Source organism: Aquibium oceanicum, from assembly GCF_001889605.1.
Taxonomy (GTDB): Bacteria; Pseudomonadota; Alphaproteobacteria; order Rhizobiales; family Rhizobiaceae; genus Aquibium; species Aquibium oceanicum.
Genome location: NZ_CP018171.1, coordinates 2,732,967 through 2,747,744 on the forward strand (window position 1 = coordinate 2,732,967; position 14,778 = coordinate 2,747,744).

Below are 14,778 nucleotides of genomic sequence, written 5' to 3' on the forward strand. Positions count from 1 at the left end.
ATCGGCAGGCCAGTCCACCAACCCGCGTTGCCAAGCTATTGCAGCGGGCGCGAACCTCAAGGGGCGCCAGCCGTGGCGCCGCTAGCGCCAGCGTTCCGTACGCCTGCGCTCAGCCGATCCGCGTTTCGCCCTACGGCATCTGCCTCACCGGCGCGCGGTCGTCATCGCACTGCCCCGACAGCGCTTTGCGCGGCGTACACTTCCCGTTCCTTCCTCATGTTCGGCAGGAACACGGCGAGCAGGCCGATCATCGGCAGGAACGAACACACGCCGTAGACGAACTCGATGCCCTTCGCGTCGGCGACGACGCCGAGCACCGCCGCGCCCAGGCCGCCGAGGCCGAAGGCGAAGCCGAAGAAGATGCCGGCAATCATGCCGACCCGTCCGGGCACCAGCTCCTGCGCGAAGACGACGATCTGCGGGAAGGCGGAAGCCAGGATCAGGCCGATGATGGCGGTCAGGATCGGCGTCCAGAAGAAGTTCGCATAGGGCAGGATCAGCGTGAAGGGCAGCACGCCCAGGATCGAGAACCAGATCACCGTCTTTGAGCCGAAGCGGTCCCCGATCGGGCCGCCCATCACGGTTCCGACCGCGGCGGCGCCGAGGAAGATGAAGAGCAGGATCTGTGCGTCCTGCACCGAGACGCCGAACTTCTCGATGACGAAGAAGGTGTAGTAGCTCGAGATCGAGGCCATGTAGACGTGCTTGGAGAAGACCAGCGCGATCAGCACGGCGAGCGCGGTCACGACCTTCTTGCGCGGCAGGGTTACGGCTGGTTTCGGCGCCGGGCGCTTGGCACTGGCGGCGCGGTAGCGCGCGTACCAGCCGCTGACGCGCCACAGCACGATCATGCCGACCAGCGCGATGACGGAGAACCAGGCGACCGAGCCCTGGCCCCGCGGAACGACGATGAAGGCTGCGAGTAGCGGCCCGATTGCCGTGCCGAAATTGCCGCCGACCTGGAACACCGCCTGCGCGAGACCGTAGCGCCCGCCGGACGCCAGCCGCGCCACCCGCGAGGATTCGGGGTGGAAGATCGCCGAGCCGAAGCCGATGAAGGCCGCGCCGAGAAGCAGCAGCGGATAGGTCGCGGCGCTGGAAAGCAGCAGCAGGCCCACCAGCGTCGAACCCATGCCGAAGGGCAGCGAATAGGGCATCGGCCGCTTGTCCGTCGTCATGCCGATCAGTGGCTGGAGCAGGGACGCCGTGACCTGGAAGGTCATGGTGAGCAGGCCGATCTGCCAGAAGGCCAGACCGTAACCGTCCTTGAGCATCGGATAGATCGCGGCGAGCAGCGACTGCATGACGTCGTTGAGGAGATGGCAGAAGCTTACCGCCAGAAGCACGGCATAAGCCGTGCGCTCGGGTGTCATGACGGGGGCGCTGGTCGTGGCGGTGGTGTCGGTCACGTCGAAGGTCCTGCAATGGGTACGGCTTTGCAGCTCGCCTTATAGGCACGTTGATTGCGACCTTCTTTCGTGCTTTGGTCCGTTTGTTTCGCGAGTGGGCCAATTCCGGATGACGACACCGACGTTCTCGATAAGCGCTTCGACGATCGAATCGGACGCTCGGCACGGGCGGCGCGTGGAATGGCTGGAGAGGACGGCGGGTGATGTGCTCGCCCTTTCGGATCTCTATTCGGACGGCCATCGGGTGCCCGAACATCGGCACAACCGCTGCCAGCTTCTCTATGCGCGCAGCGGCGTCGTGCTGGTGAAGACGGGGCAAGGCCGCTGGATGGTCCCGCCCGACCACGCCATGTGGATCCCGTCGGGCGTCGACCATTCCGTCGACATGCTGGGCAGCGTGCGCATGCAATCGGTCTACGTGAACCCGGCGGCAACGAGCGGAACGCCCAACGGCCTGCGCGTCGTGGCGCTCACGGACCTGATGCGCAGCTTGATCGCCGAAGCCGCCGAACGCGCGCAAGATGCCGCGCCAGACCCGCGCGACGAACTAGTGATGGCGTTGATCGTGAAGGAAATCCCGCGGCTGCGCGAACTGCCGCTCGGCCTGCCGCTGCCGGCCGATCCCAAGCTCGCACGGCTCTGCCGCGCCTTCGTGGAGCGACCCTCGCCGCAGGCGACCATCGACGCCTGGGCCGACGCGGCCGGCATGAGTCGGCGCAGCTTCACCCGCGCCTTCCAGCGCGAGACGGGCTTGAGCCTTTCCGTCTGGCGCCAGCAGGCCTGCCTGTTCGCCGCCCTGCCGCGACTGGCGGAAGGCGTGCCCGTGACGGGCGTGGCGCTCGACCTCGGCTACGAGAGTGTGCCGGCCTTCACCACGATGTTCCGCCGCATGCTAGGGGCGGCGCCGCGCGACTATTTCCGCAATGCCGGGGCCGCACGGGAAAGCGCTTGACCTTCCAGTCACTGGAAGGACTACGCATGGTCCCCATATGACAGGGACAAGACCATGAACCATTCCGATCACAGCCATCATACGGACGCAGCATGCTGCTCGGGGCAGGGCGCCTCGGCTCCGGCGCTGCTGCGCGACCCGGTCTGCGGCATGACGGTCGATCCGGCGAAGAACAAGCCGACCGCGTCGCTCGACGGGCACGACTATCACTTCTGTTCCGAAGGTTGCCGCACCAAGTTCCTGGCCGCGCCGCAGGATTTCATGACCGCAACCGATCCGGTCTGCGGCATGAGCGTCACCCGTGCCGACGCCAGGCACTTCGCTCGCCACGAGGGGCGGGGGTTCTACTTCTGCTCCGCCCGCTGCAAGGAGAAGTTCGAGGCGGAGCCCGAAAAATACCTGGCCGGCGTGCCCGCGCCCGAACCCATGCCGGAGGGCACGAAGTACACCTGCCCGATGCATCCCGAGGTGATCAGCGACAAGCCGGCCGCATGCCCGAAATGCGGAATGGCGCTGGAGCCGATGGGCATCCCGACCGGCGACGAGGGGCCGAACCCGGAACTGGTGGATTTCACCCGACGCTTCTGGATCAGTGCCGCGCTTTCCATCCCGCTTCTTCTCATCAGCATGGGGCCGATGGTCGGGCTGCCCTTCCGCGGCTGGATTGGGGAGCCCGCGGCGACCTGGATCGAGCTGCTGCTCGCGGCACCCGTGGTGCTGTGGGCGGCGATCCCCTTCTTCCACCGCGGCTGGCAGTCGATCGTCAACCGTAGCCCCAACATGTGGACACTGATCGCCATCGGCGTCGGTACTGCCTTCGTCTACAGCGTCGTCGCAACGCTGGCGCCCGGCATCTTCCCCCACCAGTTCCGCGGCCATGGCGGGGCGGTGCCGGTCTATTTCGAGGCCTCGGCGGTGATCGTGGCGCTGGTGTTCCTCGGACAGGTGCTCGAACTGCGCGCCCGCGAGCGCACCGGCTCCGCGATTCGCGCCCTGCTCGATCTCGCGCCGAAGACGGCGCGGCGGCTTTCGAAGGACGGGTCGGAGGACGACGTGCCGCTCGATCAGGTGCGGATCGGCGATCGGCTGCGCGTGCGACCGGGCGACGGCGTGCCGGTCGACGGGACCGTGCTCGAGGGCCGCTCCTCGGTGGACGAATCCATGATAACCGGCGAGCCGGTCCCGGTCGAGAAGACGCAAGGCGAGGCCGTGACAGGCGGCACGCTGAACAAGACTGGTTCCTTCATCATGCGGGCCGATCGGGTCGGCTCCGACACCGTCCTGTCGCAGATCGTGGGCATGGTCGCCAAGGCGCAACGCTCGCGCGCCCCGATCCAAGGCATGGCCGATCGGGTCGCGGCCTTCTTCGTGCCGGCCGTGGTGCTCGTGGCTGTAATCGCCTTCGTCGCATGGTCGCTGCTCGGGCCTCAACCGGCCATGGCCTACGCCATCGTGTCAGCGGTCTCGGTGCTCATCATCGCCTGTCCCTGCGCGCTGGGGCTCGCCACTCCGATGTCGATCATGACCGCGACCGGGCGCGGCGCGCAGGCCGGCGTTTTGATCAAGGACGCCGAAGCGCTGGAGCGGTTCGCCAGGGTCGACACGCTCATCGTCGACAAGACCGGTACGCTGACCGAGGGCCGGCCAAGCCTGACGGACGTCGTCGCGGTGGACGGGTTCTCGGAAGGAGAAATCTTGTCGCTCGCCGCAAGCCTGGAGCGCGGATCGGAACATCCGCTGGCCGAGGCGATCGTGGAGGGCGCACGCGAACGCGGCGCGGACCTTTCCGATGCAAGCGCCTTCGATGCGGTCACCGGCAAGGGCGTCTCGGGAACGGTCTCCGGCCGTCAGGTCGCCTTGGGCAATCGGGCGATGATGGACGACATCGGCGCCGAAGCCTCCGCGCTCGACGACCGGGCGGACGCCCTGCGAGCCGAGGGCAAGACGGCGATGTTCGTCGCGGTCGACGGCCGTATGGCGGGCATCGTGGCGGTGGCCGACCCGATCAAGGAGACGACAGCGGACGCCATCCGCGCGCTGCACGAAAGCGGCCTCAAGATCATCATGGCGACCGGCGACAACGAGCGCACCGCGCGCGCGGTTGCCGAAAAGCTCGGCATCGACGAGGTTCGCGCCGGCATGCTGCCGGAAGGCAAACAGAAGCTGATCGAGGATCTTCGCGCCAAGGGCGCAAGCGTCGCCATGGCCGGCGACGGGGTCAACGACGCCCCCGCGCTCGCCGCGGCCGACGTCGGCATCGCGATGGGCACGGGTGCAGACGTGGCCATGGAGAGCGCCGGCATCACCCTGGTGAAGGGCGACCTGAACGGCATCGTGCGGGCGCGCACACTGGCGCAGGCGACGATCCGCAACATCAAGGAGAACCTGTTTTTCGCCTTCGTCTACAACGCCGTCGGGGTCCCGGTCGCGGCGGGTATCTTGTATCCGGTGTTCGGCCTGCTGCTCTCGCCGATGATCGCGGCGGCGGCGATGAGCCTGTCGTCGGTGTCGGTGATCGGCAACGCGCTTCGTCTGCGCACGCTCAGGCTCTGAGGCGGGGAGGGATGGCACGATGAATATCGGAACCGCGGCGGAACGCTCGGGACTGCCGGCCAAGACGATCCGCTATTACGAGGAGATCGGGCTCATCAAGCCCGAACGCCACGAGAACGGCTACCGCGACTATTCGGCGGCGGACCTGCACCGGTTGCGCTTCCTGCAGCGCTCGCGCGGGCTCGGCTTTTCGGTGGGCGAGTGCCGCCAGCTCCTTTCGCTTTACAACGACCAGGAGCGTGAGAGTGCGGACGTGAAGGCGATCGCCACCGCCAAGCTCGGCGAGATCGACCGCAAGATCGCGGAACTGGAAGGCCTGCGCGAGATGCTGCGCCACCTCGTCGCCAACTGCCACGGCGACGAGCGCCCGGACTGCCCGATCATCGATGGGCTGGCCGGCGAGGAGACGCCGAGAGCCCATGGGGAAGGCTGTCACGGCTGAAGCGAAGGCTGGGCCGCACCGCGCGGCTCATCAACGGGACTGTCCCGGTGGCTCAACGGAATTGATGTGACAGGTCAATGCGGCTGACCTATGTAGCCGGTCTTTCGCCGGAGCAGCCTCTTGTCCGCCTTGACCTCGAACCGCACCTTCGCCTCCGAATTCTGGAGCGGAGTGCGCCTCGGCGTCCCGGTTTTTGTGGCGTCGGCCCCGTTCGCGGTGCTGTTCGGCGCCATCGCGGTGAAGAACGGTTTCACCATCGCTGAGACGGTGCTGATGAGCGCCACGATCTACGGCGGTGCGAGCCAGATGGTCGGTATCGAACTCTTCGGCCAGCACACCGCGCCGTGGCTCATCGTTTTCGCGATCTTCGCCGTGAATTTCCGTCACACCCTCTACTCGGCAGCCGTCGGACGTCGCATCCGCCATTGGTCGGCGGCACAGAAGATTTTGGGATTTTTCTTTCTGGTCGATCCGCAATATGCCGAGACCGAGCGCAGGGCCGAGAGCGGACGGGAGATCACCTTCGTCTGGTACATGGGAATGGTGGCCGCGATCTATCCGTTCTGGATCGTCGGTACCTGGCTTGGCGCGGCTTTCGGTTCACTCATTCCCGACACCCACGAGCTCGGGCTCGATTTTCTCCTTCCGATTTACTTCCTGGGGCTGGTGATCGGCTTCCGCAAGCGACCATTCTGGCTGCCGATCGTCATAACCGCGGCCGTGGTGTCGGTGATCGCCCACAAGCTGGTCGGGTCGCCATGGCACATTTCGATCGGCGCGCTGGCCGGCGTCGCGCTGGCCGCGAGCATGCCCGTCAATCCCGAGGCACGCGCCGCCTATGACGAACCGCCTGCCGACGACGCGGGAGAGAGCGTATGAGCGAGATCGCCTGGATCGTGCTCGCCAGCGCGGCGATGACCTACCTGACGCGCTGCGGCGGGCATCTGGTGCTGTCGCGCTTTGCGCGCATCCATCCGCGCGTCGAGGCCGCCCTGAACGCCGTGCCGGCAGCGGTCTTGACCACACTGGTCGCACCGGCGGCCATGAACGCAGGGCTACCGGAGGCGGCAGCCCTCGTCGCGGCGGGTCTGATCGGATTGCGCGGCGGAATATTGTCGGTATTCCTCGGCGGCGCGGCCGTGCTGATCGCCGGGCGTCATTTCTTCGGATAGCGGGCGACGCTTACGCCTGCGCCCGCGCCAGCAGGCGCTCGGCGCGCCTGAGATGCGGGCGGTCGTACATCTTGCCGCCGATCCCCACCACGCCGACGTCGCCGGCACCCGCGAAGGCGGCGACGATCGCCTCGGCTTCCCCGATCGCTTCGGCCGATGGCGTGAATGCCTCATTGATCACCGGAACCTGCGCGGGATGGATCGCGAGCTTGCCGGAAAACCCGTCGCGCTCGGCCTCCAGGCACTCGGTGCGCAGCCCCTCCATGTCGCGGAAGTCGGTGAAAACGGTGTCGATGGCGAGCGTCTGCGCCTTCGCTGCGGCGAGGATCGTCATGGCGCGGGCAAGCCGGAACACCTCGGTGAAGCGTCCGTTCGCGTCGCGAGCGGTGCGGGCGCCGACATCTGCGGAAAGGTCTTCCGCGCCCCACGTCACGCCGACAAGGCGCGGCAGGGAGGCGTCGTAGGTGCCTGCGGCGAGCAGGCCGGCGGCCGTCTCGGTGATCAGCGGAATGATGCGAATCACGCCGTCGTCCAGTCCTGCCTCTGCCTCGTGCACGCGCAGTTTCACCGACAGGCGGGTCACGTCGTGCCCGCTCGCGGATTTGGGCAGCATGATGCCGTCGGGCCGAGCGGCGATGACCGCCGCGAGGTCGTCGTCGGTCAGGCCAGTGGTGAAATCGTTGACGCGCACGTAGAGGGCAGGGCCGGTATCGCGGGTGCGGGCGGAGAGGAAACCTGCCGCCACCTTGCGGGCAGCTTCCTTGCTGGCGGGCGCGACGGAGTCCTCGAGGTCCACGATGAGCGCGTCGGCGCCCGACTGGAGAGACTTTTCGAGCTTCCTTTCGGAATCGCCGGGGACGAAGAGCATGGAGCGCATCGGATCAGGCCTTCCGCTTGAGCATCATGGCTTGCCGCACGCAGCGTGCGACGAGCACGTCGTTCTGGTTGTAGGCGCGGTGCTCGAACTCGACGATGCCGCGATCCGGCTTCGATTTCGATTCACGCACCGACAGCACCTCGGTCTCCACGCGCACCGTGTCGCCGTGGAAGAGCGGATGCGGGAAGACGGTCTCCGTCATGCCGAGATTGCCGATCGTCGTGCCGAGGGTCGTATCGTGCACGGAAATGCCGATCATCAGGCCGAGCGTGAACAGCGAATTGACCAGCGGCTTGCCCCATTCGCTCCTGGCGGCGAAATCGAAATCGATGTGCAGCGGCTGCGGATTGAGGGTCATGACGGAGAAGAACATGTTGTCGCTCTCCGTCACGGACTTGGTGAGGGAATGCCTGATGACGGCACCCGGCTCGAACTCTTCGAAATAAAGCCCCGGCATGTCACCCCCGCCTCGTTGCAGGGGGCTTGATAGTCGCGGCGGCGGCGTCCTGCAACATCGCGGGTGCGGATGCCGGTTAACGGACATGGTGAACCGTTCGTAAACCTATTGCCGCTAACGTCCCCCTCACACGGGGTGCATGCGTAACATGATCATCGAACATTTCATCAAATGGATCGAGACGGCGCGCGTCGCGGAGCGTGCCGCCGCTGCCAACGCGCTGGCGCGGGCCTACATCGTTTCCGACCTCGACTTCGAGGACCGCTGCGCGGCCGAGGCCGCCCTGACGCTGCTTCTCGACGATCCCTCTCCCAAGGTTCGGCTGGCGATGGCGGAGCCGCTCTCGCTCAGCCTGCGTGCGCCCCAGCAGATCATTACCGCGCTCGCCGGCGACCAGCCGGAGGTGGCCGCGCCCGTGCTCGCCCTCTCGCCCGTGCTGACCGACAACGACCTGATCGATTTCGCCGCGGGCGGAAGCGAGGCGGCGCAGACATTGATCGCGTCGCGGGCGCAGGTCTCCATGTCTCTCTCCGCCGCGATCGCCGAGGTGGCGGCCGCGCCGGCCTGCGTCGCGCTCATGAAGAACTCCGGCGCCGAGATCGCCTCCATCAGCTTTCGCCGCATGGCCGAACGGCTCGGCCACGACGCGGGACTGCGCGAGGCGCTGATCTCCGACCGGCGCCTGCCGTCGGACATCCGCCACATGCTCCTGTTCAAGCTCGGTGAGGCGCTGCGGGAATCGCCGCTGGTCAGGGCGCTGATGACGTCGGCCCGGGCGGAACGCATGATGCGCGAAGCCTGCGTGCGCGCCTCTCTGACGCTGATCGAGCGCACCGCGCAGGACGAGCACGCCGCGCTGGTCGAGCATCTGCGCATGCGCGGCGAACTGACCACCGCCTTCCTGGTGCGCGTCGTCGCTTATGGCCGGATAGATTTCTTCGGCGCCGCGCTCGTATCGCTCGCCGGGCAGCAGCAGGGGCGCGTGCGCGCGCTGCTCTCGGGCGGGCGCGACGTCGCGCTGTCCTCGCTGTTTCGTGCCGCGCGGCTGCCGCTCGTCTCGCACGGCGTGATCCTGCGCGCGCTCAAGGTCTGGCGCGAGGTGGCCAACGGCAAACGGATCGCCGGACCGCAGGAGGTGAGTTTCCTGATGCTGCGGGTGCTGGAAGAAGCGGTCTCGTCCGGTGCCGTCACCGACGAGAAGGGCGCGCTTGCGGGGCTGCTCAAGTCCATTCACCTGGAAGCCCTGCGCGAGAACGCACGCGGACATGCCCTCGCCATCGCCGCGGCCTGAGGCGTGCGGAGCGTAAATCGCGTCCTGGCGGAAAGGTAACCCGGCCCCGTGAGAGGCCGGGCAGATGTTATGCTCGTTTGACGAGCGACACGATAAGTAGAACGATGATGGCGCCGATCGCCGCGTTGATGATCGCCGCGATGATGCCGCCGCCGATGACGATGCCGATGGCCGGCAGGATCCAGCCGGCGACGATGGCGCCGATGATGCCGAGCACGACGTTGCCCATCAGGCCCATGCCGCCCCCGCGGACGATCATCCCGGCTAACCAGCCTGCGATGCCGCCGACGATGATCCAGATGATGATCGAGACGATGATGTTTTCAGCTTCCATGATTTCCCTCCCAACCGCCTGACTGGCGGGTCCCGTGATCATAACATGTCCGGCATCGCCGGGGCAGGGGTGGGATCGCGCAGGCGGCAACACCGGATAGGGCCTCCAATCAAGGAGACCGTGCGGCGGCAGCGCGGTATCACGCACGCTTGATTCGAAACGTCGGGAACCGCCGCTAACTGTTGGATACGCATGCAAACCTGGAGGGACCGATGCCGGAGCCTAAGATCACGCAGCAGATGATCGACGCCTATGACGAGTACACCCACCTGACGCTCGACCGGCGCGGCTTCATGGAAAAGCTGACGCGGCTTGCCGGGTCGGGTGCCGCGGCAGCGGCGATCGCCCCGATGCTCGCCGCCAACCCGGCGCGCGCTGCGGTGGTGCCGGAGACGGACGAGCGCATCACGACGGAAATGATCACCTATCCGGGCGCGGACGGAGAGATGACTGGATACCTCGCCCAGCCGGCGGGCCAGAGCGGACAGTTGCCCACGGTCATCGTCATCCACGAGAACCGCGGTCTGAACGCACATATTCAGGACATCGCGCGGCGTCTCGCGGTCGAAGGCTTTATCGCACTCGCACCGGACTATCTGTCACCGCTTGGCGGCACGCCGGACGACGAGGACGAAGCACGCGGGATGATCGGCCAGCTCGACGCGGCCGGCGTCGCCGACAACGGGATCGCCACGATCGCCTACCTGCAAGCGCACGAGCGCTCGAACGGCAATGTCGGTGCGGTCGGCTTCTGCTGGGGCGGCGGCGCCGTCAACAATCTCGCCGTCAAGGCCTCGTCGCTCGACGCAGCGGTTGCCTATTACGGCCGGCAGCCCGATCCGTCCGAGGTGTCGCGGATATCGGCGCCGCTTCTCCTCCACTACGCCGGCGAGGACACCCGCATCAACGCCGGGATCGAGGCTTATCGGCAGGCGCTGGAAGCGGCGGACAAGGATTTCACCATCCACGTCTACGAGGGCGTCCAGCATGCCTTCAACAACGACACCTCCGCGGCGCGCTACGACGAGCAGGCCGCCGAATTGGCGTGGGACCGGACGGTTGCGTTTCTGAAGGAAGAACTCGGGTAGGCCGGCGCGCCGGCTTACCTTTCGCTATCCTGCCGCTTTGACTGTGCCTTACGCAGGATCTTGCGCCACTGCAGCAGGTCGATGGGGATTGGGGAGCCGCTGGTGTCGGCCGAGTGGATCTCGTATTCAACGTCCTTGATGGCGCGCCAGAAGTCATAGTCGGTGACGAGCGGATCGTTTGCCAGCCTGTCCGAAATCCGGTTCACGTCGGTCATCGCCTAGCACCTCCGGACTGATGGGTGCCCTCCGCCAGCCGCCCAGGATTGTCCCGAAGTCCATCGCCGGCCACAACAACACCACGCAAACGATCCACCGTCCTCGCCGGTCAGGGTTAACGCCGCCGGTGTCAGCGATGCTCCTCGACGGAGGTCCCGACCAGCGCCCGATTGAAGTGACGCAGCGCGGCCACGTGGCTCGCCCAAGCGATCACCGTGGTCGCGTCGGCGGGATCGACCACCGGAAGGCGGTCGTGCCCGCCGGTGTCGAATGCCCGCAGCGCCGCCGCGATGGTGTCGGTGGGTTTTAGGGCGGTGGTTCCGCGCTCGGGATCGAAGCGCTGCGGCTCGGTCTCCGGCGGCAGGGGATCCATGAAGTCCATGACGCGGGCATTCGAACCGAGCGGCTTGTGCGGACCTTCGCGCAGGTCGAGCCCGCGCATGCGCAGTTGCCACTGGAACCAGGAATAGCCGTGCGCGGCGTGGACGATGCCCTGCGAGATGGCGACGGTCAGCAGCAGCGCCACCGAGAGGCCGTAGCCGCCGGTGAGTTCGAAGACGATCATGGCGGTGGATATGGGCGCGCCGAAGACCGCCCCGGCGACCGCGCCCATGCCCAGCATGGCGTAGAGGCCGCCGCTGGAGGCGAGGCCGGGAAAGACGGCGGCGGCGAGCATGCCGAAGACGCTGCCGGCAAGGGCGCCCAGGACGATCGCGGGTGAAAAGATGCCTCCGCCGAAACGTGAACCGAGCGTGACGGCGGTGGCGAGCGTCTTCATCACGATGAGGATCAAAGCGAGCGACAGCGTGAGTTCGCCCGACAGGGCGAGATCGGTCAGTTCGTAACCGACCCCGAGAACCTGGGGGAAAGCCAGCCCGATCGACCCGACGATGACGCCTCCGAGCACCGGCCGCAGCCAGAGCGGCATCGTGACCTGCCGGGCGAGGCCGTCGGCCAGCAGCAGGGCGAGCTGGAACAGCAGCGCCACCGCCGCGCAGACGACGCCGAGCAGCGCGAAAGCCGGAAACTCCCAGTTCGACACGATCGCGTAGTCGGGCACCGCGAAGGCTGCGTCAGGCCCGAACCACTGCCGCGACAGGAGGCTGCCTGCCGTGGACGCGAGCATGATGGGCACGAAGGAGCGGATGGCGTAGTGGCCGAGCACGACCTCGTGGGCGAACAGCATGCCGGCGAACGGGGCGTTGAAGGAGGCGGCGACGGCGCTGGCGACGCCCGCCGACAGCAGGGTGCGCCGGCACCATTCCGGCAGCGCCGCCCGGCGCGACACGGCTTCGCCGAGCGTGGCGCCGAGATGCACGATCGGCCCCTCGCGCCCGGCGCTTCCGCCGGCTCCCACGGTGATCGCGGAAACGACCGCGGACCAGATGCCATCCGACAGGCCGAGATTGCGGCCGGAATAGGCGCGCGCCTCGATGACGTCCGCCACCCCTCCGGCGCGGCGCGTGGAGATGCGGTAGACCAGGATGCCGACCGCGATGCCGCCGAGCACCGGCCCGAGCGGGATGATCCACCAGGCGACGTTGGCTGCGGCCGTCAGCGTGTTCTCGGACGCCGAGCCGAGCCACAGCCACTGGACGAGGCCGATGGTCTCGCGGAACAGGATCGCGACGGCGCCCGCCGCGAGACCTATGAGCAGGGCCAGCGCCCAGACCAGCGGCTGGCGCTCCTGCTGGAAGGTTCGCAGGTTCGGCTCGACCCAGCCGCGCAGCGCGGCCACCGCTCGCCTGGCGAGAGCCTGCATGGTCGTCGCGCTCCGGAGCCGGGTTCAGCCTCCCTTGCGCCGGATCCCGATCGTGCGGCCGGCGCGTTCGGGTCTCGGCAGCCCGGCATGCGCGGCGCGCATGGCCTCCACCTTCTCCCGGATGTCGGGCGGGAAGGGCGCGACCTTCGGACCGGCCATGTCGACATGCAGCATCAGCACCTCGCAGGTGGCAGACAGCCAGCCGTCGACGTGGCGCAGTTCCTGGAAGGAATGGAGACGCTTTTCGTCGCAATCGAGAAGCTGGAAGGTGCACTCCACCCGGTCGCCCAGATGGATCTCTCGCACGTAGCAGACATGCGCCTCGGCGGTGTAGCTGGTCAGCCGGCGCTCGGCGGCATAGGTCGGCCCCATGCCCAGGAGTTCGTAAGCCTGGTCGGCGCCCCGATCGAACAGCACGTTGTAGTAGGCCATGTTGAGATGGCCGTTGTAGTCGATCCAGTTCTGTTCCAGCTCCATGATGGAGGAGAGGAAGGGTGCCGCTGCAGTCATCGTAATCCCCGCTTGATCGTGGCGAACGTCCAGCCGATAAGCGGAACGAACCGGCCCGCACATTACCCATGGAGCGGGCCGCGGCAAGGGCCGGCCAGCGGCCGCGCGAGGGAGAGGAATGTCATGGCACTGGCTGATCTGAAGCGCCTGGAGCGCAACGAGGACGGCATCGCAACGGTACTCGGCATCCTGAAGCAGCGCTTCGGCGAGCGGTTCCTGACCGGCCAGTCGATCCGCGAACAGCATGCCCACACCATGACCTACATCCCCGCGCAACTGCCCGACGGTGTAGCGTATCCCAAGCGCACCGAAGAGGTGCAGGAGATCGTGCGCGTCTGCGCGGAACATCGCGTGCCCGTCATCGCCTTCGGCACCGGTTCCTCTCTCGAAGGCCAGGTGAACGCGCCCGGCGGAGGCATCTCGGTCGACGTCTCGGGCATGGATCGCGTCCTCTCGGTCAACGCCGAGGACCTCGACTGCACCATCGAGCCCGGCGTGACACGCGAGGCGCTCAACACGCACCTGCGCGACACCGGCCTGTTCTTCCCGATCGATCCCGGCGCCAATGCCAGCCTCGGCGGCATGGCCGCCACGCGCGCGTCCGGCACCAACGCCGTGCGCTACGGAACCATGCGCGAGAACGTGCTGTCGCTGACGGCGGTGATGGCCGACGGCCGCGCCGTCACCACGGCCAAGCGGGCAAAGAAGACCTCGGCCGGCTACGACCTGACGCGGCTCATGATCGGCTCTGAAGGGACTCTCGGCATCATCACCTCGTTGACGCTGAAGCTCCAGGGCATCCCGCAGGCGATCGCCGGCGGCGTGTGTCCGTTCCCGAGCGTCGAGGCAGCCTGCAACGCGGTGATCACCACGATCCAGATGGGCATTCCGGTGGCTCGCATCGAGCTGGTGAACCAGCTGCAGATGAAGGCGATGATCGCCTATTCCGGGCTCGACTACCCGGAGAGCCCGTGCCTGTTCCTGGAGTTCCACGGCACCGACGCAGGCGTCGCCGAGCAGTCGGAGCTGTTTTCGGAGATCGCCTCCGAGCACGGCGGCGGACCCTTCCTGTGGACCCGGGAGACGGAGGAGCGGGCCAAGCTCTGGAAGGCCCGTCACGACGCCTATCATTCGGCGAAGGCGCTCAGGCCGGGCACCCAGGCGGTAGCGACGGACGTGTGCGTGCCGATCTCGCGGCTGGCCGAGTGCATCGTCGAGACCGAGCGCGACATCGCCGAGATCGGCCTCATAGCCCCCATCGTCGGCCATGTCGGTGACGGCAACTTCCACGTCTCGCCGCTGATCGATGCTTCCAACCCGAAGGAGATCGAGGTGTTGGAAGCGTTCATCGCACGGCTCAACGAGCGCGCCATCGCCATGGACGGCACCTGCACGGGCGAGCACGGCATCGGCCAGGGCAAGATGAAGTTCCTGGAGCTGGAAATCGGCACGGGCGTCGACGTCATGCGGGCGATCAAGCGCGCGCTGGATCCAGACAACATCATGAACCCGGGTAAGATCTTCGGGTTTTAAGTCGGCCGGTCACTCGAAGGCGGGCCGTCTTTCGCAAGCTGACGCGATAGCAAGGGACCGCCGGTGCGAGGCATCACGGATCAGCCCGTAGACTGTCGTTGCTCTTCTGCTGGTGATGACGTCGAAACGTCGCGTCGAGGTGAATGAGCCACTGCGACAAACGTCTTGCCGAGATTGCTGGA

Annotated in this window: 15 protein-coding genes; 8 read left to right on the plus strand and 7 right to left on the minus strand. The window is 67.0% G+C overall.

Features of this window, described 5'->3' with window-relative positions:
- Nucleotides 1-161: 161 nt before the first annotated feature.
- Nucleotides 162-1,409 (minus strand): MFS transporter, encoded by a 1,248-nt coding sequence (locus BSQ44_RS13385; RefSeq protein ID WP_072604946.1) that lies wholly within the window; start codon nt 1,407-1,409, stop codon nt 162-164.
- Between the two features lie 109 nt (nt 1,410-1,518).
- Between BSQ44_RS13385 and BSQ44_RS13390 the strand changes: the two genes are divergently transcribed.
- From BSQ44_RS13390 to BSQ44_RS13410, 5 genes are all read left to right on the plus strand, one after another.
- Nucleotides 1,519-2,361, plus strand: a complete 843-nt coding sequence (locus tag BSQ44_RS13390) for an AraC family transcriptional regulator (protein WP_072604948.1) — start codon at nt 1,519-1,521, stop codon at nt 2,359-2,361.
- Between the two features lie 54 nt (nt 2,362-2,415).
- Nucleotides 2,416-4,914: a heavy metal translocating P-type ATPase gene (locus BSQ44_RS13395; protein WP_072604951.1), complete on the plus strand. Its 2,499-nt coding sequence runs from the start codon at nt 2,416-2,418 to the stop codon at nt 4,912-4,914.
- A gap of 19 nt (nt 4,915-4,933) precedes the next feature.
- Nucleotides 4,934-5,356, plus strand: coding sequence for a Cu(I)-responsive transcriptional regulator (gene cueR, locus BSQ44_RS13400; RefSeq protein WP_072604954.1), 423 nt, complete (start codon nt 4,934-4,936; stop codon nt 5,354-5,356).
- Nucleotides 5,357-5,476: 120 nt separating this feature from the next.
- Nucleotides 5,477-6,235, plus strand: coding sequence for an AzlC family ABC transporter permease (locus BSQ44_RS13405; RefSeq protein WP_072604956.1), 759 nt, complete (start codon nt 5,477-5,479; stop codon nt 6,233-6,235).
- Complete coding sequence (locus tag BSQ44_RS13410; protein WP_072604958.1) at nt 6,232-6,528, plus strand: AzlD family protein; 297 nt, start codon at nt 6,232-6,234, stop codon at nt 6,526-6,528. Before BSQ44_RS13405 ends, BSQ44_RS13410 begins: the two co-directional genes overlap by 4 nt.
- A 10-nt stretch (nt 6,529-6,538) precedes the next feature.
- Here BSQ44_RS13410 and BSQ44_RS13415 read toward each other — a convergent pair whose 3' ends face one another.
- Both BSQ44_RS13415 and BSQ44_RS13420 read right to left on the minus strand, forming a co-directional pair.
- Nucleotides 6,539-7,405: an HpcH/HpaI aldolase/citrate lyase family protein gene (locus tag BSQ44_RS13415; RefSeq protein WP_072604960.1), complete on the minus strand. Its 867-nt coding sequence runs from the start codon at nt 7,403-7,405 to the stop codon at nt 6,539-6,541.
- A gap of 4 nt (nt 7,406-7,409) precedes the next feature.
- Nucleotides 7,410-7,862: a MaoC family dehydratase gene (locus BSQ44_RS13420; RefSeq protein WP_072604962.1), complete on the minus strand. Its 453-nt coding sequence runs from the start codon at nt 7,860-7,862 to the stop codon at nt 7,410-7,412.
- 148 nt (nt 7,863-8,010) lie between these two features.
- On the opposite strand from BSQ44_RS13420, the gene BSQ44_RS13425 reads away from it, so the two are divergent.
- On the plus strand, nt 8,011-9,153 hold the full coding sequence (locus BSQ44_RS13425) for a DUF2336 domain-containing protein (RefSeq protein ID WP_072604964.1): 1,143 nt from the start codon (nt 8,011-8,013) through the stop codon (nt 9,151-9,153).
- A 67-nt stretch (nt 9,154-9,220) separates the two neighbouring features.
- On the opposite strand, the gene BSQ44_RS13430 is transcribed toward BSQ44_RS13425, so the two are convergent.
- Entirely contained in the window at nt 9,221-9,487 is a 267-nt protein-coding gene (locus BSQ44_RS13430; RefSeq protein WP_072604966.1) for a GlsB/YeaQ/YmgE family stress response membrane protein, read from the minus strand.
- 212 nt (nt 9,488-9,699) lie between these two features.
- Here BSQ44_RS13430 and BSQ44_RS13435 point away from each other — a divergent pair, with 212 nt between their 5' ends.
- Entirely contained in the window at nt 9,700-10,575 is an 876-nt protein-coding gene (locus tag BSQ44_RS13435; protein WP_072604968.1) for a dienelactone hydrolase family protein, read from the plus strand.
- A gap of 14 nt (nt 10,576-10,589) precedes the next feature.
- On the opposite strand, the gene BSQ44_RS13440 is transcribed toward BSQ44_RS13435, so the two are convergent.
- The 3 genes from BSQ44_RS13440 to BSQ44_RS13450 form a co-directional block, all read right to left on the minus strand.
- A complete protein-coding gene (locus BSQ44_RS13440) occupies nt 10,590-10,790 on the minus strand; it encodes a hypothetical protein (RefSeq protein WP_072604970.1) in 201 nt (66 codons plus the stop codon).
- 131 nt (nt 10,791-10,921) lie between these two features.
- Entirely contained in the window at nt 10,922-12,553 is a 1,632-nt protein-coding gene (locus tag BSQ44_RS13445) for a chloride channel protein (protein WP_072604972.1), read from the minus strand.
- 24 nt (nt 12,554-12,577) lie between these two features.
- Nucleotides 12,578-13,063, minus strand: coding sequence for a thioesterase family protein (locus BSQ44_RS13450; RefSeq protein WP_072604974.1), 486 nt, complete (start codon nt 13,061-13,063; stop codon nt 12,578-12,580).
- Between the two features lie 123 nt (nt 13,064-13,186).
- Between BSQ44_RS13450 and BSQ44_RS13455 the strand changes: the two genes are divergently transcribed.
- Nucleotides 13,187-14,596, plus strand: a complete 1,410-nt coding sequence (locus BSQ44_RS13455) for an FAD-binding oxidoreductase (protein ID WP_072604976.1) — start codon at nt 13,187-13,189, stop codon at nt 14,594-14,596.
- Nucleotides 14,597-14,778: the final 182 nt, after the last annotated feature.